General features: G+C 47.4%; 23 protein-coding genes, 1 riboswitch and 1 other annotated feature. Of the genes, 7 read left to right on the plus strand and 16 right to left on the minus strand.

The genetic code is table 11. The annotated features are described in order from the left end of the window. Positions 1–194 precede the first annotated feature (194 nt). Positions 195–1,871: an aspartate:alanine antiporter gene (locus tag CEQ48_RS13035; RefSeq protein ID WP_089071538.1), complete on the plus strand. Its 1,677-nt coding sequence runs from the start codon at positions 195–197 to the stop codon at positions 1,869–1,871. A 68-nt stretch (positions 1,872–1,939) separates the two neighbouring features. Here the strand turns inward: CEQ48_RS13035 and clpA are convergent, their stop codons facing one another. Together clpA and clpS are read right to left on the minus strand one after the other, a co-directional pair. Continuing rightward, a complete protein-coding gene (gene clpA / locus CEQ48_RS13040; protein ID WP_089071539.1) occupies positions 1,940–4,210 on the minus strand; it encodes an ATP-dependent Clp protease ATP-binding subunit ClpA in 2,271 nt (756 codons plus the stop codon). Positions 4,211–4,248: 38 nt separating this feature from the next. Next, on the minus strand, positions 4,249–4,569 hold the full coding sequence (gene clpS / locus CEQ48_RS13045; RefSeq protein WP_000041728.1) for an ATP-dependent Clp protease adapter ClpS: 321 nt from the start codon (positions 4,567–4,569) through the stop codon (positions 4,249–4,251). 471 nt (positions 4,570–5,040) lie between these two features. On the opposite strand from clpS, the gene cspD reads away from it, so the two are divergent. Next, positions 5,041–5,262 (plus strand): cold shock domain-containing protein CspD, encoded by a 222-nt coding sequence (gene cspD / locus CEQ48_RS13050; protein WP_181710748.1) that lies wholly within the window; start codon positions 5,041–5,043, stop codon positions 5,260–5,262. Positions 5,263–5,360: 98 nt separating this feature from the next. On the opposite strand, the gene CEQ48_RS13055 is transcribed toward cspD, so the two are convergent. After that, entirely contained in the window at positions 5,361–7,586 is a 2,226-nt protein-coding gene (locus CEQ48_RS13055; RefSeq protein WP_089071541.1) for an NADP-dependent isocitrate dehydrogenase, read from the minus strand. A 309-nt stretch (positions 7,587–7,895) separates the two neighbouring features. Between CEQ48_RS13055 and rluE the strand changes: the two genes are divergently transcribed. Next, a complete protein-coding gene (gene rluE, locus CEQ48_RS13060) occupies positions 7,896–8,621 on the plus strand; it encodes a 23S rRNA pseudouridine(2457) synthase RluE (RefSeq protein WP_089071542.1) in 726 nt (241 codons plus the stop codon). A gap of 133 nt (positions 8,622–8,754) precedes the next feature. On the opposite strand, the gene hisIE is transcribed toward rluE, so the two are convergent. From hisIE to CEQ48_RS13105, 9 genes are all read right to left on the minus strand, one after another. Continuing rightward, positions 8,755–9,387, minus strand: coding sequence for a bifunctional phosphoribosyl-AMP cyclohydrolase/phosphoribosyl-ATP diphosphatase HisIE (hisIE, locus tag CEQ48_RS13065; protein WP_001067502.1), 633 nt, complete (start codon positions 9,385–9,387; stop codon positions 8,755–8,757). Then, complete coding sequence (gene hisF / locus CEQ48_RS13070; protein ID WP_089071543.1) at positions 9,384–10,157, minus strand: imidazole glycerol phosphate synthase subunit HisF; 774 nt, start codon at positions 10,155–10,157, stop codon at positions 9,384–9,386. The genes hisIE and hisF overlap by 4 nt, the downstream gene beginning before the upstream one ends. Continuing rightward, positions 10,139–10,876, minus strand: a complete 738-nt coding sequence (hisA, locus tag CEQ48_RS13075; RefSeq protein WP_089071544.1) for a 1-(5-phosphoribosyl)-5-[(5-phosphoribosylamino)methylideneamino]imidazole-4-carboxamide isomerase — start codon at positions 10,874–10,876, stop codon at positions 10,139–10,141. The genes hisF and hisA overlap by 19 nt, the downstream gene beginning before the upstream one ends. 42 nt (positions 10,877–10,918) lie before the next feature. After that, complete coding sequence (gene hisH, locus CEQ48_RS13080) at positions 10,919–11,530, minus strand: imidazole glycerol phosphate synthase subunit HisH (protein ID WP_000193249.1); 612 nt, start codon at positions 11,528–11,530, stop codon at positions 10,919–10,921. Next, entirely contained in the window at positions 11,530–12,603 is a 1,074-nt protein-coding gene (gene hisB / locus CEQ48_RS13085) for a bifunctional histidinol-phosphatase/imidazoleglycerol-phosphate dehydratase HisB (RefSeq protein ID WP_089071545.1), read from the minus strand. Before hisB ends, hisH begins: the two co-directional genes overlap by 1 nt. Positions 12,604–12,654: 51 nt before the next feature. Then, complete coding sequence (gene hisC, locus CEQ48_RS13090; RefSeq protein WP_089071546.1) at positions 12,655–13,695, minus strand: histidinol-phosphate transaminase; 1,041 nt, start codon at positions 13,693–13,695, stop codon at positions 12,655–12,657. Positions 13,696–13,698: 3 nt separating this feature from the next. Further along, on the minus strand, positions 13,699–14,994 hold the full coding sequence (hisD, locus tag CEQ48_RS13095; RefSeq protein WP_089071547.1) for a histidinol dehydrogenase: 1,296 nt from the start codon (positions 14,992–14,994) through the stop codon (positions 13,699–13,701). Between the two features lie 4 nt (positions 14,995–14,998). Next, complete coding sequence (gene hisG, locus CEQ48_RS13100; protein ID WP_001194701.1) at positions 14,999–15,895, minus strand: ATP phosphoribosyltransferase; 897 nt, start codon at positions 15,893–15,895, stop codon at positions 14,999–15,001. Between the two features lie 55 nt (positions 15,896–15,950). Continuing rightward, positions 15,951–16,084: a sequence feature (His leader region), on the minus strand. Between the two features lie 218 nt (positions 16,085–16,302). Then, complete coding sequence (locus tag CEQ48_RS13105) at positions 16,303–17,904, minus strand: Na+/H+ antiporter NhaC family protein (protein ID WP_089071548.1); 1,602 nt, start codon at positions 17,902–17,904, stop codon at positions 16,303–16,305. Between the two features lie 115 nt (positions 17,905–18,019). Continuing rightward, a riboswitch (Lysine riboswitch) is annotated at positions 18,020–18,202 on the minus strand. A gap of 397 nt (positions 18,203–18,599) precedes the next feature. On the opposite strand from CEQ48_RS13105, the gene CEQ48_RS13110 reads away from it, so the two are divergent. Next, positions 18,600–19,007 (plus strand): H-NS family histone-like protein, encoded by a 408-nt coding sequence (locus CEQ48_RS13110; RefSeq protein ID WP_001290200.1) that lies wholly within the window; start codon positions 18,600–18,602, stop codon positions 19,005–19,007. 50 nt (positions 19,008–19,057) lie between these two features. On the opposite strand, the gene CEQ48_RS13115 is transcribed toward CEQ48_RS13110, so the two are convergent. Beyond that, the gene (locus CEQ48_RS13115) at positions 19,058–20,362 is read right to left on the minus strand and encodes an inosine/guanosine kinase (RefSeq protein WP_089071549.1); all 1,305 of its coding nucleotides are present in this window, start codon (positions 20,360–20,362) and stop codon (positions 19,058–19,060) included. 264 nt (positions 20,363–20,626) lie between these two features. On the opposite strand from CEQ48_RS13115, the gene mnmA reads away from it, so the two are divergent. Genes mnmA through purB form a run of 3 tightly spaced genes read left to right on the plus strand, consistent with a single transcriptional unit; the run spans position 20,627 to position 23,810 of the window. Continuing rightward, a complete protein-coding gene (gene mnmA / locus CEQ48_RS13120) occupies positions 20,627–21,742 on the plus strand; it encodes a tRNA 2-thiouridine(34) synthase MnmA (RefSeq protein WP_000109995.1) in 1,116 nt (371 codons plus the stop codon). 22 nt (positions 21,743–21,764) lie between these two features. Further along, complete coding sequence (gene hflD / locus CEQ48_RS13125) at positions 21,765–22,382, plus strand: high frequency lysogenization protein HflD (protein ID WP_089071550.1); 618 nt, start codon at positions 21,765–21,767, stop codon at positions 22,380–22,382. 57 nt (positions 22,383–22,439) lie between these two features. Beyond that, on the plus strand, positions 22,440–23,810 hold the full coding sequence (purB, locus tag CEQ48_RS13130; protein ID WP_089071551.1) for an adenylosuccinate lyase: 1,371 nt from the start codon (positions 22,440–22,442) through the stop codon (positions 23,808–23,810). A 90-nt stretch (positions 23,811–23,900) separates the two neighbouring features. Here purB and CEQ48_RS13135 read toward each other — a convergent pair whose 3' ends face one another. The 3 genes from CEQ48_RS13135 to CEQ48_RS13145 are packed head-to-tail and all read right to left on the minus strand — an operon-like array spanning position 23,901 to position 25,463. After that, complete coding sequence (locus tag CEQ48_RS13135) at positions 23,901–24,428, minus strand: DUF3833 domain-containing protein (protein ID WP_089071552.1); 528 nt, start codon at positions 24,426–24,428, stop codon at positions 23,901–23,903. Next, positions 24,425–24,991, minus strand: a complete 567-nt coding sequence (locus CEQ48_RS13140) for a chalcone isomerase family protein (RefSeq protein WP_089071553.1) — start codon at positions 24,989–24,991, stop codon at positions 24,425–24,427. The genes CEQ48_RS13135 and CEQ48_RS13140 overlap by 4 nt, the downstream gene beginning before the upstream one ends. Beyond that, the gene (locus tag CEQ48_RS13145; protein WP_089071554.1) at positions 24,924–25,463 is read right to left on the minus strand and encodes a DUF2878 domain-containing protein; all 540 of its coding nucleotides are present in this window, start codon (positions 25,461–25,463) and stop codon (positions 24,924–24,926) included. The genes CEQ48_RS13140 and CEQ48_RS13145 overlap by 68 nt, the downstream gene beginning before the upstream one ends. Position 25,464: the final 1 nt, after the last annotated feature.

Genomic DNA, 25,464 nt, shown 5'->3' on the forward strand with positions numbered 1-25,464 from the left:
ATAAGTCGAAAAAGCCTGTGAATATCGCAGGCTTTTTTGTTAGTGCGAGATTCTGCTAATTCAGGATTTTTTAGCTATTTCGCTCCAAAGAATGCACATTTGCACAAAAATTCACTTATCTTTTTGCAATATTCAGATACAATTCCCAAAATTTTATTATTTCCCCTCTTGTCACGCGTGAATTGAGTTAAATCGTGAACATCGACGTCGTTTTATTGCTAGAGCAAAATCCAATTTTGCTGATATTTGTTGTCCTCGCCATTGGTCTTTCTTTCGGGAAAATTCGCTTTGGCAGCTTCCAGTTGGGTAATTCGATAGGAGTACTCATCACCTCTCTAATCATGGGGCATCTTGGCTTTTCCTTTACACCAGAAGCACTCACCATCGGCTTTATGCTCTTTATCTACTGTGTCGGTATTGAAGCTGGCCCTAACTTCTTTGGTATTTTCTTCCGCGATGGTAAGCACTACTTAATTCTAAGCTTGGTGGTGTTGACCACAGCAACTTGGATTGCCTACTTTGGTGGTTACTATCTTAATCTGGATTACGGTTTAGCCGCTGGGATGATGGCGGGCGCATTAACCTCAACGCCCGTACTGGTAGGTGCTCAGGATGCGCTCAATTCTGGACTTGCCGCGGTACCAAGACATATGGATTTGTCACTGATTCTAGATAATGTCTCGGTCGGTTATGCGATGGCCTACTTGATCGGCCTTATCAGCATGATCATGTTTGCTAAATTACTCCCTAAGTTGCAAAAGCAAAACCTGTCCGATTCGGCTCAACAGATCGCGCAAGAACGAGGGTTAGGCAGTCAGCGTAAAGTCTACCTGCCGATCATCCGCGCCTATCGAGTCGGACCTGAACTGATTAACTGGATCGACGGCCGTAATCTGCGCGAGCTGGGTATCTATCGTCAAACAGGCTGTTATATTGAGCGGATCCGCCGACATGGTATTTTGGCTCATCCTGATGGTGATGCCATTTTGCAAGAAGGGGATGAAATTGCTCTCGTAGGTTTCCCAGATAGTCACGCTCGTCTTGACCCGAGCTTTCGCAACGGCAAAGAAGTGTTTGACCGTAACTTACTCGACCTACGAATTTCAGAAGAAGAGATCGTAGTAAAAAGTGACAGCATTGCGGGAAAACGTCTCTCCGATCTTAATCTTTCGGAATACGGCTGCTTCCTTAACCGAGTCGTTCGTGCGCAAATCGAAATGCCGATGGATCTGGATATCGTGCTCGCCAAAGGCGATGTCCTGCAAGTCAGCGGCGAGAAAAGCAAAGTAAAGGGGCTGGCAGATAAAATCGGTTTTATCTCAGTACACAGCCAAATGGCTGATCTGCTTGCCTTCTGTAGCTTTTTTATTCTTGGCATTCTGTTTGGTTTGGTCACCATGACCTTTGGCCAAGTCTCATTTAGCTTAGGTAATGCGGTGGGGCTACTGCTCTCTGGTATCACTTTGGGCTTTTTGCGAGCCAACCACCCGACTTTCGGTTATGTTCCGCAAGGCGCACTCAATATGGTCAAAGACCTTGGTCTGGCCATCTTCATGGTTGGGATCGGTCTTAATGCAGGTAGCAAAATGTTCCAGCACCTCTCCGAAGTAGGTGTGCAAGTGATCGGCTTAGCCTTTTTAGTGAGCGTCATACCTGTCGTGTTCGCTTACTTGGTTGGCGCCTACATTCTAAAGATGAACCGCGCTCTATTGTTTGGTGCGATTATTGGCGCGCGAACCTGTGCTCCGGCGATGGATGTGGTTAATGAATACGCTAAGTCTACCATTCCAGCACTGGGCTACGCGGGTACCTATGCAATCGCCAATATTCTGATGACCTTAACGGGCACCATCTTTATCTTGCTCAGTTAAATTTGAGTTATCCAATACTGTGGATCAAAAAAGGCACCTTGCGGTGCCTTTTGCGTATTGTGAGACGTCTAGTGAACCACTTCTTCGCGAGTGCCGAAATACTCGAAAGCCAGTCTGTCATCACTCAGCGTCACTTTCACTGTGCCACCATCGACTAACGATCCAAACAACAGCTCATTGGCGAGTGGTTTCTTCAGTTGTTCTTGGATCACACGTCCCATCGGACGAGCGCCCATCTCACGGTCATAACCTTTCACTGCTAACCAGTGGCGGGCATCTTCCGAAACTTCCAGAGAAACGCCACGCGCATCTAACTGAGCTTGCAGTTCCACGATAAATTTATCGACCACTTGATGAATCACACGCTCATCTAAGCTATTGAACCAGATAATGTGATCAAGACGGTTACGGAATTCGGGTGTGAACACCTTTTTAATTTCCGACATCGCATCATGACTATTGTCTTGCTGGATCAAACCAATCGATTTTTTCACCGTTTCGGCCACACCCGCGTTGGTGGTCATCACAAGAATCACATTGCGGAAATCGGCTTTACGACCGTTGTTATCCGTCAGCGTACCGTTATCCATCACCTGCAATAGCAAGTTAAAAATATCGGGGTGCGCTTTTTCGATCTCATCAAGAAGCACAACGGAGTGAGGATGCTTGATGACAGCATCAGTCAGCAGACCACCTTGGTCATAACCCACATAACCCGGAGGAGCACCAATCAAACGGCTTACCGAATGGCGCTCACCGTATTCCGACATATCAAAACGTAGCAGTTCGATACCGAGCAGCTTAGAAAGCTGCAGAGTCACTTCTGTTTTACCAACCCCAGTTGGGCCTGCAAACAGGAAAGAACCGACTGGCTTATGTTCTGCGCCTAATCCAGCACGGGTCAGCTTGATCGCCTCTGTCAGGACATCAATCGCCGCATCTTGACCAAACACCAACATTTTCATCTTCTGATCCAGATTCTTCAGGATGTCTTTATCAGAAGAGGAGACGGATTTTTCTGGGATCCGCGCCATTTTGGCGACCATGGATTCAATTTCCGCCACACCGACCGTTTTCTTACGACGGCTTGCTGGCATCAAACGAGCCCGAGCGCCAGCTTCATCAATCACATCAATCGCTTTGTCAGGCAGATGACGTTCGTTAATGTATTTGGCTGAAAGTTCAACCGCAGCACGCAGTGCTTTATTGGTATAGCGCACATCATGGTGAGCTTCGTATTTGGTTTTCAATCCCATCAAAATCTTGGTGGTATCGTCCAATGAAGGCTCAACAATATCAATCTTTTGGAAGCGGCGAGACAGTGCACGCTCTTTTTCAAAAATATTGCTGTACTCTTGATAGGTGGTTGAGCCGATACAACGCAGTTTACCGCTACTGAGCAGAGGCTTAATCAGGTTGGCTGCATCGACTTGACCACCAGAAGCGGCACCCGCACCTATGATGGTGTGAATTTCATCGATAAACAGGATCGCGTCTTTCTCTTTCTCAAGCTGTTTCAAAATCGATTTGAAACGTTTTTCGAAATCACCACGATATTTCGTGCCCGCTAACAGCGAACCAATATCCAGTGAATAAATCACACTGCGCTGAATCACTTCCGGCACATTGCCTTCAACAATTCGCCATGCCAAGCCTTCCGCAATCGCGGTTTTGCCGACACCCGCTTCCCCCACCAGCAGTGGGTTATTTTTACGACGGCGACACAGGACTTGAATCGTACGTTCCAACTCTTTGTCACGGCCAATCAGTGGGTCGATCTGGCCTTGTTTTGCTAACTGATTAAGATTGGTAGCAAAACTTTCCAAACGCTCGTCAGCACTCACCTCTTCAGAAGTGTCACTGCTGCCAAACGAATCGGAAGAAGAGTCTTCGCTATGGTTAGACGCTTTGGTAATGCCGTGCGAGATAAAGTTAACAATGTCCAAGCGGCTGATGTCATTTTTCTTGAGCAGATAGGCCGCGTGCGACTCTTGCTCACTGAAAATCGCCACCAGCACGTTTGCTCCGGTCACTTCGCTACGACCAGAAGATTGTACGTGGAACACAGCACGTTGCAGTACGCGTTGGAAACTCAACGTCGGTTGCGTCTCGCGAGTGTCATCATTTTTGGGGATAAGGGGCGTGGTCTGGTCGATAAAAGTATCCAGCTCACGGCGTAACACATCGATATCAGCTTGGCAGGCTAACAAGGCTTCCCGCGCTGCATCGTTGTCCAACAATGCAAGTAGGAGGTGCTCGACGGTCATAAACTCATGTCTTTTGTCTCGTGCCCGAGCGAACGCGCCGTTTAGACTAGACTCTAATTCTTTGTTAAGCATAAGGCCTCCTTAAGGAACAACCACGTTGTCTGGCAAGCTTACGCTTGCTCCATCGTGCACAAAAGTGGATGCTCATTTTCCCTTGAGTACATCGTAACTTGAGCGACTTTCGTCTCTGCAACTTCTGCAGTAAACGTGCCACATATTGCTTTTCCTTCGTAATGCACTTTGAGCATCACTTGTGTCGCTCTCTCTATATCCATAGAGAAAAAGCGCTCAAGAATCTCAATTACAAAGTCCATCGGTGTGTAATCATCGTTGTTTAATACCACGTGATACATAGATGGTGGCTTAACCGCCGTTTTTTCTTTCTCCAGCAAATCAAAGTCTGGAGAGATCCATTCAAAGTTTTTACTCATGACACTTCAATATTTGAGGGCTTCTTACAGAGAATTCAACTATAAAGTGCTGTAAAACTAGCCATTTTTACTCGCTGATTGAATTCGCACTTTAATGGACTTCGCCTCTTACTTAGAGACTAATGCAGCAATTGTAACGCTGCAAATAAAACATTGCGAATGACGATCACGAATAGTGCGATTGCTTACTTTACCGACACCAATATGCAAGCTTGTTAATAATTTGCTTCGCGATTTGCAAATGACAAATTTATATAATTGCAATTGCAAAATTGATTTTTCATATCAAACTGTGTGCTTTTATACGTTCGTCCTATTGACTGCGTTCAATCATCGTCTAAATTGGTCAATTAGTGACTAACGTTAAGCATAGGCTGAATCGCTATTCACTTTTGAGATCTCATTAAAGTCATAGACGTAATGAAGTTACTCTTAAAACATCAGTTATAAAATGCATGAGGGATGTATAGCATGGCTACAGGTACAGTGAAATGGTTTAATAATGCCAAAGGCTTCGGTTTTATTTGCCCAGAAGGTGAAGACGGAGATATTTTCGCTCATTACTCAACCATTCAGATGGACGGATACCGTACACTCAAAGCCGGTCAACAGGTTTCTTATCAGGTTGAGCAAGGTCCTAAGGGATACCACGCAAGCTGCGTTGTGCCGGTCGAGGGACAATCAGCAAAGTAGTGGATTAATTGCCATACTAGCGTGCTTTGGCAATTTGCAAAGCACAAAAATAGAAACCCGCCAACTTGGGCGGGTTTTATTTTGGCGGTTAGGCCAGATTAACGGTCAATGATCGCGTTGAAGGTCGAGCTAGGGCGCATAAGCGGAGCAGCCTTAGCAAACTCAGGGGCGTAATAGCCACCCAAATCGGCTGGCTTCCCTTGCGCACCATTCAGTTCAGCCACAATCTGTGCTTCATTTTCTTCCAACTGTTTGGCAATTGGCGCAAATTCAGCCGCGAGATCCGCATCTGCCGTTTGTTCAGCCAGCGCTTGTGCCCAGTAAGTTGCCAAATAGAAATGGCTACCACGGTTATCAATTTCACCGACACGACGAGAAGGCGATTTGTTCATATCGAGGAACTTACCCGTCGCTTTATCAAGCGCATCCGCCAACACTTGTGCTTTGCGATTGCCAGTGACCACACTCAAGTGCTCCAGAGATGCGGCTAACGCCAAAAACTCACCCAGTGAATCCCAACGCAAGTGGTTCTCTTTTTGTACTTGTTGTACGTGCTTCGGAGCAGAGCCGCCCGCGCCCGTTTCAAACAAGCCACCGCCGTTCATCAACGGAACGATAGAGAGCATTTTCGCTGAAGTACCCAGTTCAAGGATTGGGAATAAGTCAGTTAGATAGTCACGCAATACGTTGCCCGTTACGGAAATGGTATCTTGTCCTGCTTTCATGCGTACTAGTGAGTATTGCGTTGCATCAACAGGAGACAGGATCTTGATTTCCAAGCCTGATGTATCGTGATTTGGTAGATACTGATTCACTTTTTTGATCAGTTCAGCATCATGTGCACGCTCTGGATCAAGCCAGAAAACGGCTGGTGTACCTGAAGCACGAGCACGAGTTACCGCCAGTTTTACCCAATCTTGGATAGGGGCATCTTTCACCTGACACATACGGAAGATATCGCCAGCTTCGACAATTTGCTCCAGAAGCACTTTACCCGCTTCATCAATCACACGCACGACACCTTCAGCATCAAGAATAAAGGTTTTATCGTGTGAACCGTATTCTTCTGCTTTTTGTGCCATCAGACCAACGTTTGGCACACTGCCCATAGTGGTTGGGTCAAACGCGCCGTGCTGTTTACAGAAATCGATAACGGTTTGGTAAACACCCGCGTAGCAGCGATCGGGAATCGTCGCTTTGGTATCTTTCTGCTTACCATCTGGCCCCCACATTTGGCCAGAAGTACGGATCATTGCAGGCATGGAGGCATCAACAATCACATCACTTGGTACATGCAGGTTGGTAATGCCGCGATCAGAGTCAACCATCGCCAGAGCGGGTTGAGTGGCATATACCGCTTGAATCGCCGCCTCAATCTCTGCGCGTTGCGCTTCTGGTAACGATTGAATTTTCGCGTAAACATCACCTAAGCCGTTATTGACGTCCACACCCAATTGGTCGAACAGTTGGCCATATTGGTCAAAAACGGCTTTGTAGTACACTTTCACCGCGTGACCGAAAATCACGGGATCTGAGACTTTCATCATGGTCGCTTTCATGTGCAGTGAGAACAGCACATCTTGCGCTTTCGCATCAGCGATTTCTTTTTCAAAGAAAGCAATCAGCGCTTTTTTGCTCATCACGCTGGTATCGATGATCTCTTTATCTTGCAGTGCGAATGGTTTTTTCAGCACCTTCACTGCACCATCTTTACCGACAAACTCAATCGCAACTTTGGTTGCGCCACTGACCGTGACTGACTTTTCACTACCAAAGAAATCTTTATCGCTCATGCTCGCGACATGGGATTTAGAATCCTTACTCCAGGCACCCATTGAGTGCGGGTTTTTCTTGGCGTAGTTTTTCACCGAGGCTGGCGCACGGCGATCGGAGTTACCTTCACGTAATACAGGGTTTACCGCACTGCCCTTGATTTTGTCATAGGTCGCTTTGATCGCTTCCTCTTCGTAGCTGCTCGGCTCTTCTGGGTAATCAGGCAGTGCGTAGCCTTTATCTTGCAGCTCTTTGATTGCCGCTTTGAGCTGGGGAACAGAGGCCGAAATATTCGGCAGTTTGATGATGTTCGCTTCAGGCGTTTTTGCTAACTCACCGAGTTCAGTTAACGCATCACTGATACGTTGTTCTTCGGTCAAATGCTCAGGGAAATTAGCCAGAATACGGCCAGCTAATGAAATATCGCGTGTTTCTACGTTAATGCCTGATGAAGCAGTAAATGATTGAATAATCGGCAGTAATGAATACGTTGCCAGCGCTGGGGCTTCATCAGTAATGGTATAAATAATTGTAGGTTTATTGGTAGGCATGAACTTTCCCTATCTGTTCTAACAGCACCATTGGATGCAATGACACTGTGTGACTGTCCGTACTCAAGTCGGCGACATCCCCTCAACCTGAGTACGATCTTCTCACTCTTGCAAATCCTGTGTTCGAATGACGTTGAGCCGCCTTCGAGCTCGTCCTTGAGTGAAGGTATTTATAATTAAACAAATTGAAGACAATAGTCTATTATCTTGTTCGTTAAACCTTTTCCAGGGCGCGCAAATGATAGCCGATCTCGCCTCTGCGGAAAACTTTCAAACACAGTTTATTTACATTTTTGCAAGGTGCTTAACATGTCATCTCGCTTGTCCAGCGATGCCACCTCCTCTTCTTCCGATCAACGAAAGTCGCATTTTAAACAAAGAGCCGCGAAAAACGCTGGCCATCCACCAACGAGATCAAATCGAAAGAGTGTTGCTAACAAGAAAAAAAATGCCACTCAAACGGCTTTGTCACCTAAGCGCCCCCTTTCTCCTGCTGAGCGTAAAGTGATCCTGTTTAATAAACCTTATGACACTTTAAGCCAATTTACCGATGGGGATGGAAGAAAAACCTTGGCCGACTACATCCCAATTAAGGATGTCTACGCAGCAGGCCGTTTGGATCGCGATAGTGAAGGGCTGCTCATTTTAACCAATGATGGGATTTTGCAGGCCAGATTGACTCAGCCGCAATCCAAAGCGCCAAAAACTTACTGGGTGCAAGTTGAAGGTGCGCCACAAGAGAGCGACCTTGAGGCATTGCGCCACGGAGTGACCTTAAAAGATGGTCCGACTTTACCGGCGAAAGTCGACATCATGCCCGAACCCACGCTTTGGCCACGCAATCCGCCGGTGCGTTTTCGCGCTGCGATTCCTACCACATGGTTAGCCATTACCTTGATGGAAGGGCGTAATCGCCAAGTGCGACGCATGACGGCGCACATCGGCTTCCCTACTCTACGTTTAATTCGTTACTCCATGGGCGATTGGAACTTGGGAGATTTGCAGCCCGGTGAGTGGCGGGAAGTGACGCTTTAACACTCTGATTAATCAACGATATATAGCCAAACTACTTGGAGTTGCAGCCAACACCGCTGCAGCTTGAAGTAGGAAGACAATAACGCCCCAATAATGGGGCGTTATTGTTGGATTGGATAAACTCTTCTACCAATTACTTATGGCGTTCTTTCAGCTTATTAATCACATCATTCATGGCTAAGCCTTGCTCTTGCAGCAGCACCAGTAAGTGGTACATCAAGTCGGCGGATTCGCAAATCAGCTCCTCCTTATCCCCTGCCGTCGCCGCCAGCGCGACTTCAACCCCTTCTTCACCCACTTTCTGCGCAATGCGTTTGGTGCCACGCGCATACAAAGAGGCCGTGTAAGAAGAACTGGGATCGGCATTTTTTCGCTCAGCCAACAGTTGTTCAAGCTGATGAAGCCAAACCATTTGTGACTCTTCTTGTGCATCGCCATCCCAACAGGTCACGGTGCCTGTATGGCAGGTTGGGCCAATCGGGTTCACTTTCACCAATAGCGTATCTTGGTCACAATCCAGCGCGATGTTTTTCAGTTGCAACACATGACCAGAGGTTTCCCCCTTAGTCCACAAACGCTGTTTGCTGCGCGAGAAAAAGGTTACTTGTTGAGTATCGAGGGTTTTTTGCAACGCTTCAGGGTTCATATACCCCATCATTAAGACTTGGCTGGACTGAAAATCCTGCACAATCGCGGGCACAAGTCCATCGACTTTCTGCCAATCAATACGGTCGGTTAGCGTGGCAAATGGGCTTGCTGGATTCATCGTCTCACCTCAATTCCTTGTTGTTTTAGATACTGCTTGAGTTCACCGATATTGATGATCTGCTTGTGAAACACCGAAGCGGCTAAAGCGCCATCGACGTTCGGTTGAGTAAAAGCTTGCGCGAAATGTTCCATCGCGCCTGCGCCACCGGAGGCGATCAGCGGAACTCGGCACACCGAGCGCACTAAATTGAGCTGCTCAAGATCGTAACCATTGCGCACACCATCTTGGTTCATCATGTTCAGTACAATTTCCCCAGCGCCGCGCTTTTGCACCTCTTGCACCCAATCACAAGTTTGCCACTGCGTCGCTCGGGTGCGGCTTTCATCACCGGTAAACTGATAAACCTGATATTGACCTGTTTCTTTATCAAAATAAGAGTCGATGCCAACCACGATACATTGCACGCCAAAGCGATCCGCAAGATCGGTGATGAGTTGTGGATTCGCCAAAGCAGGCGAGTTAATCGAGACTTTATCTGCACCAAATTCCAAGATTCGCGCAGCATCTTGCGCCGACTTGATCCCGCCCGCGACACAGAAAGGAATGTCGATCACTTCCGCGACTCGCGCGACCCAGCTTTTATCAACCACGCGGCCATCACTAGAAGCGGTAATATCGTAAAACACCAGCTCATCCGCGCCTTCTTCGGCGTAACGTTTGGCCAGTGGCACAATGTCTCCAATGATTTCGTGGTTACGAAACTGAACGCCTTTCACTACCTGTCCATCACGTACATCCAGACAAGGAATTATCCGTTTTGCCAACATGCGAATGCCTCCTGCGCGGTAAATTTGCCATCCAATAGCGCGCGACCGACAATCACACCCGCAACGCCTGTGCCTTTCAGTGCCTCAATATCGGCGAGTGAACCAATGCCACCGGACGATTGAAACTGCACTTGTGGGTATTGACGACAGAGATCGCGATACAACTCAACGTTCGAGCCCGCCAACGTGCCATCTCGGGAAATATCGGTACACAGAACGTGCTGTAAGCCAACCGTTAAGTAGTCATCAATCAAAGCTTCAATCGTCACGCCGGAATCTTCCTGCCAGCCAGAAATCGCGACTTTGCGCGTACCTTGTTCATCAATGTTGATGTCCAACGCTAAAACAATTTTCTCAGCGCCGTATTTTTCCATCCAGCTTTTGACCAATTGCGGCTGTTTAACCGCGGTTGAGCCCACCACCACGCGCTGCGCACCTGCTTCAAGCAGATCCACCACGTCTTGTTCGCTGCGTACTCCACCACCAATTTGGATGTTAGCGGGTGTGCTCGCGAGCAGGCGAGCAATCAAATCCAGTTGGCGTGCCTCGGTATTTTTCGCGCCAGTTAAATCCACTAAGTGCAACCAACCTGCCCCAGCTTGGTGGTACAAATTAAACTGCTCCGCTGGGTCTACTTTATATTCGGTCACTTGTCCGTAATCACCTTGATACAGACGCACAACCTGACCTTCAATCAAATCTAATGCGGGAATAATCATTGTGGTTCCTTGTATTGCGCCAGCTTTGACCAGCGCTTGTCCCTAAAGCTCAAGAAAATTTTGAATCAAGCGTGCGCCCGCTTTTGAAGAGCGCTCAGGGTGAAATTGCACCCCGTAATAGTTCCCTGCTTGAATCGCTGCGCTAAACGGCTGACCATACTCGCACTGGGCAATGGTGTAATCGCCAACGGGCATGGCAAAGCTGTGCACAAAGTAGAAGTACGCATCAGGTTCTATACCGTTAAACAGTGGATGCCCCTCTTTCACTTGCACCGTGTTCCAGCCCATGTGTGGCAACGGCAGATCGCCGGTTTGCAGCAAACGGACTTCACCATCGACTAACCCTAAGCACTGCACAATCTCATCGGCTTTCTGACCTTTCTCTTCCGACAATTTGCCAAGCAGTTGCATGCCAAGACAGATGCCAAGCAATGGCTTTTCAACCCGCTTCACTAGCTCGATCAAATCACGTTCGGTGAGGTTTTTCATTGCTTCGCTCGCGGTGCCAACACCGGGCAGAAACAGTTTATCTGCCGCGAGTACCACTTGCGGATCGCGCGAAATCGTCACCGCATAACCTAATCGCTCAATGGCAAATTTGACCGAGGAAATATTGGCGCAGCCAGTATCAATAATCACCACATTCTGAGTCATCAGAGCACCCCTTTACTGCTCGGCAGATCGTTACCTTGCACCGTAATGGCTTGACGCAGCGTGCGGCCAAACGCTTTAAACAGACTCTCAATGATGTGGTGATCATTGTCGCCACTGGATGAAAGGTGCAGAGTACACGCCAAGGTATCGGTCAATGAGCGGAAGAAGTGATACACCATCTCGGTCGACAGATCGCCCACTTGCGGGCGGCTAAAGCTCGCATCAAATTTCAGATACGGGCGGCCCGAGAGATCCAACGCGCACTGTGCCAAACATTCATCCATCGGCAATGTGAAACCAAAGCGTCCAATACCACGTTTGTCACCCAGTGCTTCACGCAGTGCTTGCCCAAGTGCCAATGCGGTATCTTCCACTGTGTGGTGATCATCAATGTGCAGATCGCCCACCACTTTCAGTTGCAGTTGGAAACCGCCGTGGGTTGCGATTTGATCCAGCATGTGGTCAAAAAAGCCCAAACCCGTTTCGATCTGATTACCGCCAGTTTGGTCAAGATTGACTAGAACCTGAATATCGGTCTCTTTGGTTTTACGCACCACTTGGGCAACACGCGGCTTGGTGGTGAGATCTTTAACGATATCCAGCCAACCCATAGTTTGCGGGTGGTATTGAATACCGCGAATCGCCATATTTTCCGCCAATTGCAGATCGGTCATGCGATCGCCAATCACAGCTGACGATTTGAAATCAACTTTGCCACCTTGCAGATACTCTTTGACCAAGCCTAGTTTCGGTTTGCGGCACGAGCAGTTATCACGCTCAAAGTGCGGGCAAATCAGCACATCATCAAACTTCACGCCTTGCGATTCAAAAATGTCCATCATCATGTTATGCGGCGCATCGAAATCCGCTTGCGGGTAGCTTGAAGTGCCTAAACCATCCTGATTGGTCACCATCACTAAGCGATAGCCCGCCTCTTGTAGCTTGAGCAGGCTTGGGATCACATAAGGCTCAAGTTTGAGTTTGTCCAAACGGTCGACTTGAAAATCCACTGGCGGCTCAACAATTAAGGTGCCGTCGCGGTCGATAAAAAGAAGTTTTTGTTGTTTGCTCACAAGAATGTCCTTTTCATCAGCAGCCCGCGCTGCGAGCTGCTGTAAACAAAATTACTGGTAGTAGTTGCGAATAAACGCGACGGTTTTTTCACACTCTTCACGATTGCCAACACTAATACGCACACAGTTTTCAATCGGTGAATTGCGCAAAATAATGCCGTGCTCCCACGCCGCTTTAAATAGCGCATTACCATCAGGGAATTTCACTAAGAGATAGTTACCCCAGCCCTCAAAAACATGCACACCCGGAACCATAGAAAGCCCCACTTGCAGGTAAGCTCGATTCGCGCCGAGATCCAACACTTGGTATTTGGCGCGCGCGAGACCACCAGGTGATAAGGCTTGCACCGCGATTTCAGCAACAGGAATCGGCACCGGATAAGGCGCAATCACTTTGAGCAACACATTGATGAGTTCAGCATTGGCAAGCGTGAAGCCACAGCGTAGTCCCGCCAAAGCAAAGGCTTTAGAGAGTGTGCGTAGAATCGCCAAGTTCGGATATTGGGCGAGCAAATCGACAGTCGACGCTTCTGGGCAGAAATCGATGTAGGCTTCATCCATCACCACAATCGCGCGATCTTGGGTCATCTCCAGCAGTTTGATGATGTCAGCTCGTTTGACCAAGTTGCCAGTCGGGTTATTCGGGCTACACACAAATACCAATTTAACGCGATCCAGATTGGCTTCAATGCTCGGTAAATCGAGTTGCCAATCGGCAGTCAACGGCACTTTTTTACGCTCAACACCAAAGGTTTCTGCACTGATCGCATACATACCATAAGTGGGAGGGCAAAAAAGAATCGCGTCCTGATTGGGTTCGCAAAACGCACGGATCAAAAGCTCAATCCCTTCATCCGCGCCGCGCGAAGTCAGCACTTGCTCCGGCTGTACTCCGGCATAATTAGCGTAAGCTTGGATCATCGCCTTAGGTTGGCAATCACTGTAACGATTAAGGCGCGCAAAATCGGTTTTGTATTCGTTATTAAAAGGCGATTCGTTAGCATTGAGCCAAACATCACCACTACCACCAATACGACGCGCAGAAAGGTATGGGGTTAACGCCTGAATTTGTTGACGAGCCAGTTTTTCCATAATTTATTGAGCCTTCTGTAATTTTTCTACTCGAATCGTAACCGCACGTTTGTGCGCGTCTAAGCCTTCCGCTTCCGCCATCGTGACTACGGTGGGCGCGAGCAATTGCAAACCATCAGCGGTCAGCTCTTGCACTGTCATGCGTTTGCTGAAATCGGCCAAACCTAAGCTGGAATAGGTGCGGGTGTATCCGTAAGTGGGTAGCACATGGTTAGTACCTGAAGCGTAATCACCTACCGATTCTGGCGACCAATCGCCAAGGAAAATGGAGCCTGCGTTATCGAGCAGTGGAACTAACTCACGCGGGTTGCGCGTCTGCACAATCAAGTGCTCAGGTCCGTAGTAGTTAGAAATTGACACTGCTTGGGTGAGTGATTCAGCAATAATGATCAGACTGGAAGCCAAGGCTTTTTCAGCAATACTGGCGCGCAAAAGCACTTTAAGCTGCTTTTGCACTGCATCCGTTACCTGATCGGCTAACACCGGAGATGGCGTCACCAACACCACCTGAGAATCTGGGCCGTGCTCTGCCTGACTGAGGAGATCAGCGGCAATAAAATCGGCATCCGCCGTTTCATCAGCAATCACCAATACTTCTGAAGGTCCTGCAGGCATATCAATCGCAGCGCCGCGGAAATCGTTACTCACTTGGCGTTTTGCTTCTGTCACATAGGCGTTACCGGGGCCAAAGATTTTGTCGACTTTAGTCACCGTTTCCGTGCCATAAGCCATTGCGGCGATTGCCTGACCGCCGCCTAGGTTGTACACCTCATCAATGTTACACAGCTTAGCGACGTAGAGAATTTCATCAGCAATCGGCGGTGGTGAGCAGAGCACCACTTTACGGCAACCGGCGATTTGCGCAGGCACACCGAGCATTAGTACGGTTGATGGTAGCGGTGCGCTGCCACCCGGAATATACAGACCCACTTTATTGATCGGGCGAGTCACTTGCTCACACACCACTCCGGGCATGGTTTCCACTTTGATTGGCTGCGCTTTTTGCGCCTTGTGGAATTTGCTGATGTTGTTGTATGCCTGCTCCAACGCCTGTTTCATTGTTTCCGACAAACGCGAGGCGGCGGCATCCATCTCTTCACGAGAAACACGCAGTGAAGCAGGTTTTACGCGATCAAATTTTTCAGTTAATTCAAACAGTGCGGCATCACCCTCACTGCGCACTTTCGCAATCACCTGCGCAACTGCGGCAGTGATGTTTGCTCCTTCGGTAATCGCAGGACGTTCTAAAATCGATTCTTGCTGAGCTTCACTCAACGATTGCCAAACAACGGTTCTCATCGCCTTACTCCATCATTTTTTCAATCGGTAACACCAGAATTGAGCTGGCTCCGAGGGCTTTCAGTTGTTCCATGGTTTCCCAGAATAGATTTTCCGAACTCACCATGTGTACCGCGACTTTGGATTTGTCGGCAGACAAAGGCAGTACGGTTGGGTCTTCCGCTCCGGGCAACAAGGTTTTGATTTGCGCCAGCTTCTCAACCGGAGCGTGCAGCATGATGTATTTCGATTCTTTGGCTTGTTGTACGCCGTGCATACGCGTGAGGAGTTTATCGATCAGTGCGGCTTTATCGGCAGCAAAAGCACCTGGGCGCTGAATAAGCGTCGCTTTGGATTCAAAAATCACTTCCACTTCTTTAAGACCGTTGGCTTCCAAAGTCGCGCCAGTGGAGACCAGATCCGCAATCGCATCCGCTAACCCTGCACGCGGTGCAACTTCAACCGAACCCGTTAACATGCAGGTGCTGAAATCCACACCTTGGCGATCCATGTAAGCTTTGAGCAGTTGTGGGTAAGTGGTGGCAATACGCTTACCATTCAGATCTTGAGGTCCACGATACTCAGCATCTTTTTCAATCGCGATCGACAAACGGCAACCACCAAAATCCATACGGCGTAGAGTGATAAATTCGTTCCGTTGGTTGAGTGCGAGGCGATCTAAACGTGTTTCTTCAAGCACGTTTTCACCAACAAAACCCAAATCCACCACCCCATCCATGATCAGCCCTGGAATATCATCGTCACGCACCAACAACAGATCAATCGGCATATTCAGTGAATGAACTACCAAGCGCTCGCCCATGATGTTGAATTTCACACCGCATTTTTTCAGCAGTTCTTGGCACTCTTGGCTGAGGCGGCCTTTTTTCTGTATCGCGATTCTTAGTCGTTGTGTTTGCATGTCATTCTTCCTTTGCAATTTGTTGAATTTAATAATTTTTCCAAAGCTTAAAACGAAAAACCCTCGGGAGGTTTGGTCTCCCGAGGGTTAGAATCTTTTTATGGCTCTGATTTCAACTCCGGGAGATTCCTGTCCCCCGGGTATGCGTACATCTCCCGAAAGACACCTTAGGGATGATGATGGTGATGAATGTTCATTACGAAATTACGCATACTTAGTGGTTTCTGTCTGTTTGAGAACTGCCTTCACACTAACTAAGCTAAGTTTTTTTTTCAACCACAAATTGACACTTTTCTGGTTATTTTTTTATGACGGCTTTAAGAAACCATACCACCACTCAAAGCTGCAATTTAGGGTAGCGATAAAAAAAGAGGCCGACTGGCCTCTTATCTCTATAGCGATGCGAATTACGCAGACACTTGTTTGCTCACTTTGGCTTTTGACAGAGCTGCAAAAATTAAGCAAACCACCACAAAGCTCACGGATGCGGCTGCTAAAGCCAGCCCGAGTGAAGCAAAAATTCCCAGCACCACATAACCAATCGCTGACACTAACGCAACCGCCAACGCGTAAGGCAGTTGAGTCGCAACGTGGTCAATATGATGACAACGTGCTCCCGTCGAAGAGAGAATCGTGGTATCAGAAATTGGCGAGCAGTGATCACCAAATACGGAACCGGCAAGCACCGCACCGAGCATCGGCAGCATAAGTGCGATATCGGTAGCGCCCGCCATATCACCTGCAATCGGCAGCATAATGCCAAAAGTGCCCCATGATGTGCCGGTAGAGAAAGCCATCGCGCCTGACAAGATGAACAGAATGACCGGAAGCCAATGTGGATCAATATTCCCTTGCACTAACGATGAAAGGTAAGCACCCGTCTTCATGTCACCAATCACAGAACCAATTGTCCATGCAAAAATCAGGATCAGAATCGCACCAAACATGGATTTCGCGCCAATCCACAAGGTTTTTACGATTTCAGTCGCCGGCAATTTTTGGCGAAGAACGGTCACAAATGCGATAGCTAGGCCGACTAATCCGCCATACACCAATGAGGTACCGACATTGGTATTTTCAAACGCCCCAAAAATATCAAATGACTTTCCACTTTCTGCTAATGCAGTTGTGCCAGTCCAAATCATCGCGCCAATCGTCGCAACGACTAAAAATACAATCGGCAGCACGAGATCGAGTACTGTACCGCGTTCACTTTCACGAATATCAAGCTCTTCATTGAGCTCGTGAGCCTCTTGTGCGTCTGTACTTGGATCTTCATCAAAACCACGCCCTTGAGAAGCGGCAATTTCATGCTTGCGCATCTGGCCGATATCCATTTGGAACCACACCACCGCAAATACCATCAGCAACGCAAAGATCGCATAGAAGTTCATCGGCACTAAACGCAGATAAGCGCCTAATGCGGAATACTCCTCAATACCGTGCGAAACTAAAATGCCACCGATGATGGTCATGATATACGCGCCCCAACTTGAGGCGGGCATCACCACACACATAGGCGCAGCAGTGGAATCCAGAATGTAAGCCAGTTTGGCACGCGAAACGTAAAAACGATCGGTCACTGGGCGAGAAATTGAACCGACAGCGAGGCTGTTAAAATAGTCGTCAACAAAAATGAATACGCCTAAAAATGCCGCCAGTAATTTAGAGCCACGTTTACTTTTCACCCGGACTTGTGCCCACTGAGCAAAAGCGCGAGTGCCGCCCGACAACGTCAGTAGCGCAGTCATCATACCCAGTAACAGTAAAAAGCCGACAATACTCATATTCCAAGCATTGATCGCGCCCTCTTTGACAAACACGCTACCGACTTGTGTTGCGATATATTGCAACGACTGACCAATAGAATAATCAGCCAGCAGTAAAGCACCTAAAAATATCCCCACGCCAAGAGAAAGGAGTACACGGCGAGTCACAATAGCCAAGCTCAATGCCACCAGAGGTGGTAAAACAGAGAATGGCGAAGAAGCAAAATCGATTAAATTCATGATCTTCCAAAACCAGTAAAAAATGGTTAGAGATCTACTGCAGACAAATCAAGCGACATCATGTCAGCTTAATTTATGTTGAACTAAGCGAAAGGGAAGCGAACACTTCACCCAACCCTACAGTAGCGCTCCATAGTTTAACAACAATATAGACTATGGCAGTGTTACACCTATTGAATGTAACCCCAGCCAACTGCGTTGATGGGCAAGTTGACTTCGGCGACAACGCCTTTTTCCATAATTCATTGGCATCACCCGAATTGTGGATACTCTTCGTAACCGCTCCTCTACGGCGAAAACTTCATCCTAATCAGCCAATTCATTTAGCTCATTTAGTCTGCTTTTCGCATTAGGTGAGATACATTTTACTTAACAAAAATATCAATGCAACTAGCTTTCTGTACGAAAAACAAGTGCCGCCGCTCACAAATCAATCATTTCATTGATACTTATTTCATAAAAAACACCACAATACTTGATATATAGAACTAATATTATTTATCTGTATGATAAGTTTCCTGCAGATGCTTTTATATGCTTCAGCAGTATTCTAAAAAGTAAATCCATTAAATAAATATCATTTTATATTTTTACTTTCTTACTATTTTGACTTAATATTTGCAGCGAAAACTTGTCAGTATAATAAGCTAGGTTTAGTATTAACTCGTTATCCAAATTGTGAACAGGAAATGGTAATGTCGGAAATCACTAAGACTTTATTAAATATTCGTAGCCTACGTGCTTATGCACGCGAACTGACTATTGAGCAACTTGAAGAAGCGTTAGATAAATTAACTACCGTCGTTCAAGAGCGTAAAGAAGCAGAAGCAGAAGAAATTGCTGCTCGTGCAGAGCAAGAAGCGAAATTAGCCGCAATTGCTGAACAAATTGCTAAAGATGGTATCGACCTCGAAGCGCTTATTTCTGCGCTATCAGGCGAAACTAAAACTAAAGCAAAAGGCAAACGTGCACCTCGCCCTGCAAAATACAAGTATATCGACACCAACGGTGAAGAAAAAACTTGGACAGGCCAAGGCCGTACTCCTTCAGTGATCCAAAAAGCACTGGATGAAGGTAAATCTCTGGAAGAATTCGCTCTGTAATTCTGCTAGAAATCCCAAAATAAAAAAGGCTCCCTAAGGAGCCTTTTTTATTATCTTTCCCAATAAGCCTCTTCAAGGCTATCTTCTCGCTCAGGAAGACCACGTGAAAGACGTGGAGAATGTTGGGCCAACACCTCATAACTCGCGCGGTTTGAATATTTACACACTTGAGAAAAAGATGAATAGGTTAAAAACTCATGTTGATGCTTACTTGAGTTAGGTACATTTTCTTTGTGGTATTTATTGGCTGCCATATCGTGTAACAAGGCCGATAATGCTGCATCACCCGCACCATTGGTATTTTTGATCTTCTCTGGTCCGCCCATATACGGTGAAATATGTGAATAAACACGAATAGGATTTATACAACTCTCTTTACGCGCAGGACGGCTAAATTCATAACGGTTAAATTCTGGGACCGATCCCGGTAATAACGGTAATGTGGTTTCACGTTTAGCGGAATCTTCGGTGTAACCCGCCATAAATAAACCCACTGGGCCTGCGGTACAAAGTACTAAATCAACCCAATCTAACGCTTTATCTGAGGCTGCCAGCGGATCGCTTTCTCCTGTTAAAGCTAATGCTTCATCTTCATTCATTGCCACCACAGTGACATGATCACGTAAAAATTCTTGCCAGAATTTCGGATCATCTTGAATAACAAATTTAGTACCTAGGGTTAATACCACAGGCACATCATATTTTTTTGCATATTCAATGGCACGCATTGTTGCTTCCGGCATTGGATCGCCTTCTTTACAACGAACTAAATAAGCCGTGATCACTAATGCAGAAGCACTAGCAAATATTTTTTCAGGAATACTGTCTGGTTGTAATTGGTTCATTTGACCTTCGCTGATCGCGAAAGTACGTTCACCATCTTCGGTAATCAAGGCAAAGCAGCGGCCAATCGCCCCCTCTACACCTTGTAAATAGTTGAGATCCATGCGGCTAGAAGTGTTACACAGATAGCGATAACCGTAACTGCCAATTTTAATATCTTGGCTCATCACACCCAGTAGCGTGGAGCGATCATCCGCAAGCACGGAGTAATTATGCAGCGTATTCCCTATAGTTCCACCTGCATATTCATTGGTAATCAAACGCTGCTCTTTTAATTCGTTGTATAACGCTTCTGCAGCCTGATCATCAATGACCAATGAGTGTCCTTTACTTAAACCATAACGTTCAATCAAATCTGAATCGACTTTGGCCTCTATATCCACTAGGGTTTGATCAATACCGATAATGTGGGTGCGCGACATCTTCTTATTTTCTTGCGCTTGAATGACCAGAGGATCACGCGCGTGAACCGGAAAATAATGCTTAGATTTGCGTTGGCCAGGAAATTTCATAAAGGTTACTTGGGTTCAAGGATGAAAGGAGCGCCGATTCTACCGCGCACCTTTTAGTGCAGCAATAAAGGAAAAAAAAGCAAACGTTTGCACGCTGAGGATTTTATTTCGCGCTCTTCTCTTAGCGCTTGGAGCGCAAGTGATTCAATAGGTTAGCAACATAGCGCTTAGGTTCGGGGAAGTGTGATTAGCGTCTCGGATCTGTCCTCGAAAAATTCTTTCTGTTAGAATCCCCGTCCAAGTTCCTCAAGTGGTAGATAAGTGATGTCTGTAGAGCACAGCGCAAACAGCCAAAAGAAAGTGATTGTCGGTATGTCTGGAGGGGTTGATTCCTCTGTTTCAGCCTATCTTCTCAAGCAACAGGGTTACCAAGTGGAAGGCCTGTTTATGAAAAACTGGGAAGAAGACGATAACGAAGAGTATTGTACTGCGGCAGAAGATCTCGCCGATGCTCAGGCGGTGTGTGACAAACTCGGCATCCCACTGCATACCATTAACTTCGCAGCAGAATACTGGGATAACGTATTTGAATACTTCCTCGCGGAATATAAAGCGGGACGGACTCCTAACCCAGATATTTTGTGTAATAAAGAGATCAAATTTAAAGCCTTCTTAGAATTTGCTGATGAAGTGCTGGATGCGGACTACATTGCCATGGGGCACTATGTGCGTCGCACCTTCCCGCAGAATGGCGAAAAACCGCAAATGCTGCGCGGTTTAGACGGTAATAAAGACCAAAGCTACTTCCTTTATACTCTGAGTCATGAGCAAGTGGCGCGTAGCCTATTCCCCGTGGGTGAACTAGAAAAACCTGAAGTACGCCGCATTGCCGAAGAACAAGGCTTAATTACCGCGAAGAAGAAAGATTCAACCGGTATTTGTTTTATCGGTGAGCGCAAATTTACCGACTTCTTATCTCGCTATTTGCCAGCCCAACCGGGTAAAATTGAGACCCCGGAAGGTAAAGTGATTGGTGAGCACCAAGGCTTGATGTACCACACTCTCGGACAGCGTAAAGGTCTGCACATTGGTGGTATGAAAGAGAGCAGCGAACAGCCATGGTATGTGGCGGATAAAGATCTCAAACGCAACGTACTCATCGCGGTACAAGGCGCGGATCATCCTCTCCTCAAATCGCATGGTTTGGTGGCGGCTCAGTTACATTGGGTTGATCGCACCCCCATCACTGAACCTGTACGTTGCAGCGTAAAGACGCGTTATCGTCAAAGTGACATCGCTTGTACCATCATTCCGCTCAGTGATGATCGCATCAAAGTGATGTTTGACGAGCCACAAGTGGCCGTGACTCCGGGACAATCCGCCGTCTTTTATCAAGGTGAAATCTGCCTTGGTGGCGGCATTATTGAAGAGCGCATTTAAAGTCAATTTTTAGGAGATTTACGTGGCTAACGCAATTTACGACCGTACCATCGCTTTCGCTGGCATTTGTCAGGCAGTGGCACTTGTGCAGCAAGTCGCCAAAAATGGGTACTGTGATTCTGATGCGTTTGAAACGTCGCTCAAAGCGATTACTTGTACCAATCCAAGTAACACGCTTGAAGTTTTCGGTCACGAAAGTCAGCTCAAGCTCGGCTTAGAGTGCTTGGTCAAAGGGATTGACAGCACGCCATCAGGTAGCGAAATCACCCGTTACCTGATCAGCCTAATGGCGCTTGAGCGTAAATTAAGTGGTCGCCGCGATACCATGAGCCAACTCGGTGACCGCATTCAAATGATTGAGCGTCAGCTTGAGCATTTTGACTTATTTGATGATCAGATGATCAGTAACCTCGCCAGCATTTACCTTGATGTGATTAGCCCAATTGGCCCACGCATTCAAGTCACTGGCACACCAGCCGTATTACAGCAAACCGCTAACCAGCACAAAGTGCGCGCCCTACTCCTGTCAGGGATCCGCTGCGCCGTATTGTGGCGTCAGGTTGGTGGACGCCGTCGTCACCTGATTTTCGGTCGTAAAAAGATGATCGAACAAGCGCAGATTTTGTTAGCGCGAATCTAAGTGATGGCTACCCACTCGAATTACTCACACCTTTAACTCAATATTCAGGAGAAGAACATGGAACTGTCAGCATTGACTGCTGTTTCACCGGTAGATGGCCGCTACGGAAGTAAAACGATTGCGTTACGCAGTATCTTCAGTGAGTTTGGTCTCCTAAAGTACCGCACTATCGTTGAAATTCGCTGGCTACAAAAGCTAGCCGCCACTACTGAAATCGCAGAAGTGCCTGCATTCAGTGCCGAAGCGAATCAATTCCTTGATGCGATTGCCGCCAACTTTAATGAGGCGGATGCACTGCGTATCAAAGAGATTGAACGCACTACCAACCACGATGTAAAAGCCGTGGAATACTTCCTGAAAGAGAAAGTAGCGGCCATGCCTGAACTGCATGCCGTCAACGAGTTCATTCACTTTGCTTGTACTTCCGAAGACATCAACAACACTTCACATGCGTTGATGCTCAAAGAAGCTCGTGACACGGTGATCCTGCCTGAAATTCGTAACGTGATTGACGCAATTCGCAAACTGGCCAAAGAGTACCGCGATATTCCGCTGCTTTCTCGTACTCACGGTCAGCCAGCCTCTCCATCGACCATGGGTAAAGAGATGGCGAACGTGGCCTACCGCATGGAGCGCCAATACAAGCAGATCGCTAACGTAGAAATCCTAGCCAAAATCAACGGTGCGGTGGGTAACTACAACGCGCACCTTTCTGCTTACCCAACGGTAGATTGGCATAAATTCAGCGAAGAGTTCATCACTGAATCTTTGGGCGTAGACTGGAACCCGTACACCACGCAAATCGAGCCGCATGATTACATTGCTGAGCTGTTTGAAGCGGTAGCACGTTTTAACACTATCTTGATCGACTTTGATCGTGATGTTTGGGGTTACATTGCTCTGGGCCACTTCAAACAAAGAACCATCGCGGGTGAAATTGGCTCTTCTACCATGCCACACAAAGTCAACCCAATCGACTTTGAAAACTCAGAAGGTAACTTGGGTCTGGCGAACGCGGTATTTACCCATTTAGCGCAAAAACTGCCTATCTCTCGTTGGCAACGTGATTTAACGGATTCTACCGTACTGCGTAACCTCGGTGTGGGTGTCGGCTATGCCATCATCGCTTATACCTCAACTTTGAAAGGCATCAGCAAGCTGGAAGTGAACCGCGACGCACTACTTGCAGAACTGGATCACAACTGGGAAGTTCTGGCAGAGCCAATCCAAACTGTGATGCGCCGCTACGGCATTGAAAAGCCTTATGAGAAGCTCAAAGAACTGACTCGTGGTAAGCGAGTAGATGGTGAAGCGATGCGTCAATTCATTGATGGTTTAGAACTGCCAGCGGAAGAGAAAACGCGCTTGAAAGCCATGACACCAGCCAGCTACATTGGCTATGCGATTGAGCTGACGGACAAGCTGTAATCTCGACAAGAGAGACCAAATGACGAAGGGGAGCAACGGCTCCCCTTTTACTTATCGACGACTTATCGACTTGGTTTATACCAGACCGTTTCACTCCTGCTTTTCAAAAAACAGAGTAATCCGACCGACTTCAAGACCAAATTTGCGAATTTTGGTTAAATTAAATACCCGCTTGTCATCTTGTCGATACAACCAGTCATCGAAGTGTACTTGCACATCGCCGCTGTCGCGTTGCAACACAAAATCGTATTGCCACTGCAGTGCATTTCCCACTTCTTTACCGCGAGCCGTTCCAATAATGTCATCCGCTCGTCCTTCGTACTCATCATCAGCCGTTCGGTTAATCGTCCAGATCCGTTGATCCTTCTCCCCATCATCAAACACGAAGTCTTCGACTAAAATCAGTTGGTTATTCTCAATTCGACCTTCAATTACCACCTCAAAACGGCGCGTCTGCTTCTCGGTATAGTCTTGCACCATACCCCACGCATGTGTCGTTCCGACAAAGTAATTGAAGAGATCAAACTTAGGCGTCATCGCACGATAATCATCAATCTCTGCCGAGCATCCACTAAGCCAGATACAGAGTAGTAATAGCCAACATTTAGCCAATCTCATGGTCGATTCATTCCTATCAATTGATTACGCAAGGTTAAATATTCCGTTTGCGGCGACAGCCAAATGGAGAGAAAAGCATCATTAAACGCTTCATCATCAATGCTGCCTACCGAACGTTCCGTCTGTTGCTGGCGACTAAAGAAAAACTCTCCGCGCTGCCCATCAGAGACATACACTAGGCGATCTCCCGTCGCGACATCCGGCAGTATTTGCTGCAGTTGCTTCAACCACGCTTGGGTTTGCGGCGCGGTGAATCCAAGTTTTCGCCACTGATACTCAGTGGCATCCACCAACTGTTTACTGCTGATATCGCGCAAATAACGGATCTCAAGAGCCACTGGATGTGGCGAGACATCTTGCGACTCATGATACTGGCCATCAGGCGCTCGCAACTGCGAGGAGTAGATGTCCAACCACAGCCATGAAAGGGTTGCCTGTCCAACGACTGGCCATTCTGCCCATCGCTGGAAAGTTTTATGCTCCGCTTGCGCCGCATTAGCGACGGCGGCGTAACCAAGTCCGCTCGCGAGCAAAACGAATAGGGTTATAAGTCCTTTTTTCATGCCTCATTACCTTCAACAGTAACCAAGTGATACCTATCCATTCCAAAAACAGTGCCAACATGACGATAAAGGTGGGGTATTCCCAACCAACCGCACCTATTCGGAAACCAAACCAATAACTTAAACTACCCAGAACGCCTCCTGCGAGACACAGAAGAGTATGGGAATATTGGTTAAGCTGCGGCAGTAAGTGGCCTGCATACCAAGTAAAGGCAAACCAGAGTGCCACCAACCAAAGTGGAAATTGATCGTCGGCAAAGGAGAGTAATCCAAGCAGCATATTGCTGCTGTCTATCATGATGCCCACCAGCGCCATCCACACCATTTTTTCTAACAATGGATGACGCTGGATTGCCGTTAAGCCATAGGTGGCAACCACCAGTAATGCGGTGAGCCATAACCAGGTTTGCTGCCCCAAGACAGCCAGTGCCCAGAGCAGGTCAAACCATAATGATATCGCCACTAACGCCATG

The sequence above is a fragment of the Vibrio tarriae genome, from assembly GCF_002216685.1.
In the GTDB taxonomy this organism is placed as follows: Bacteria; Pseudomonadota; Gammaproteobacteria; order Enterobacterales; family Vibrionaceae; genus Vibrio; species Vibrio tarriae.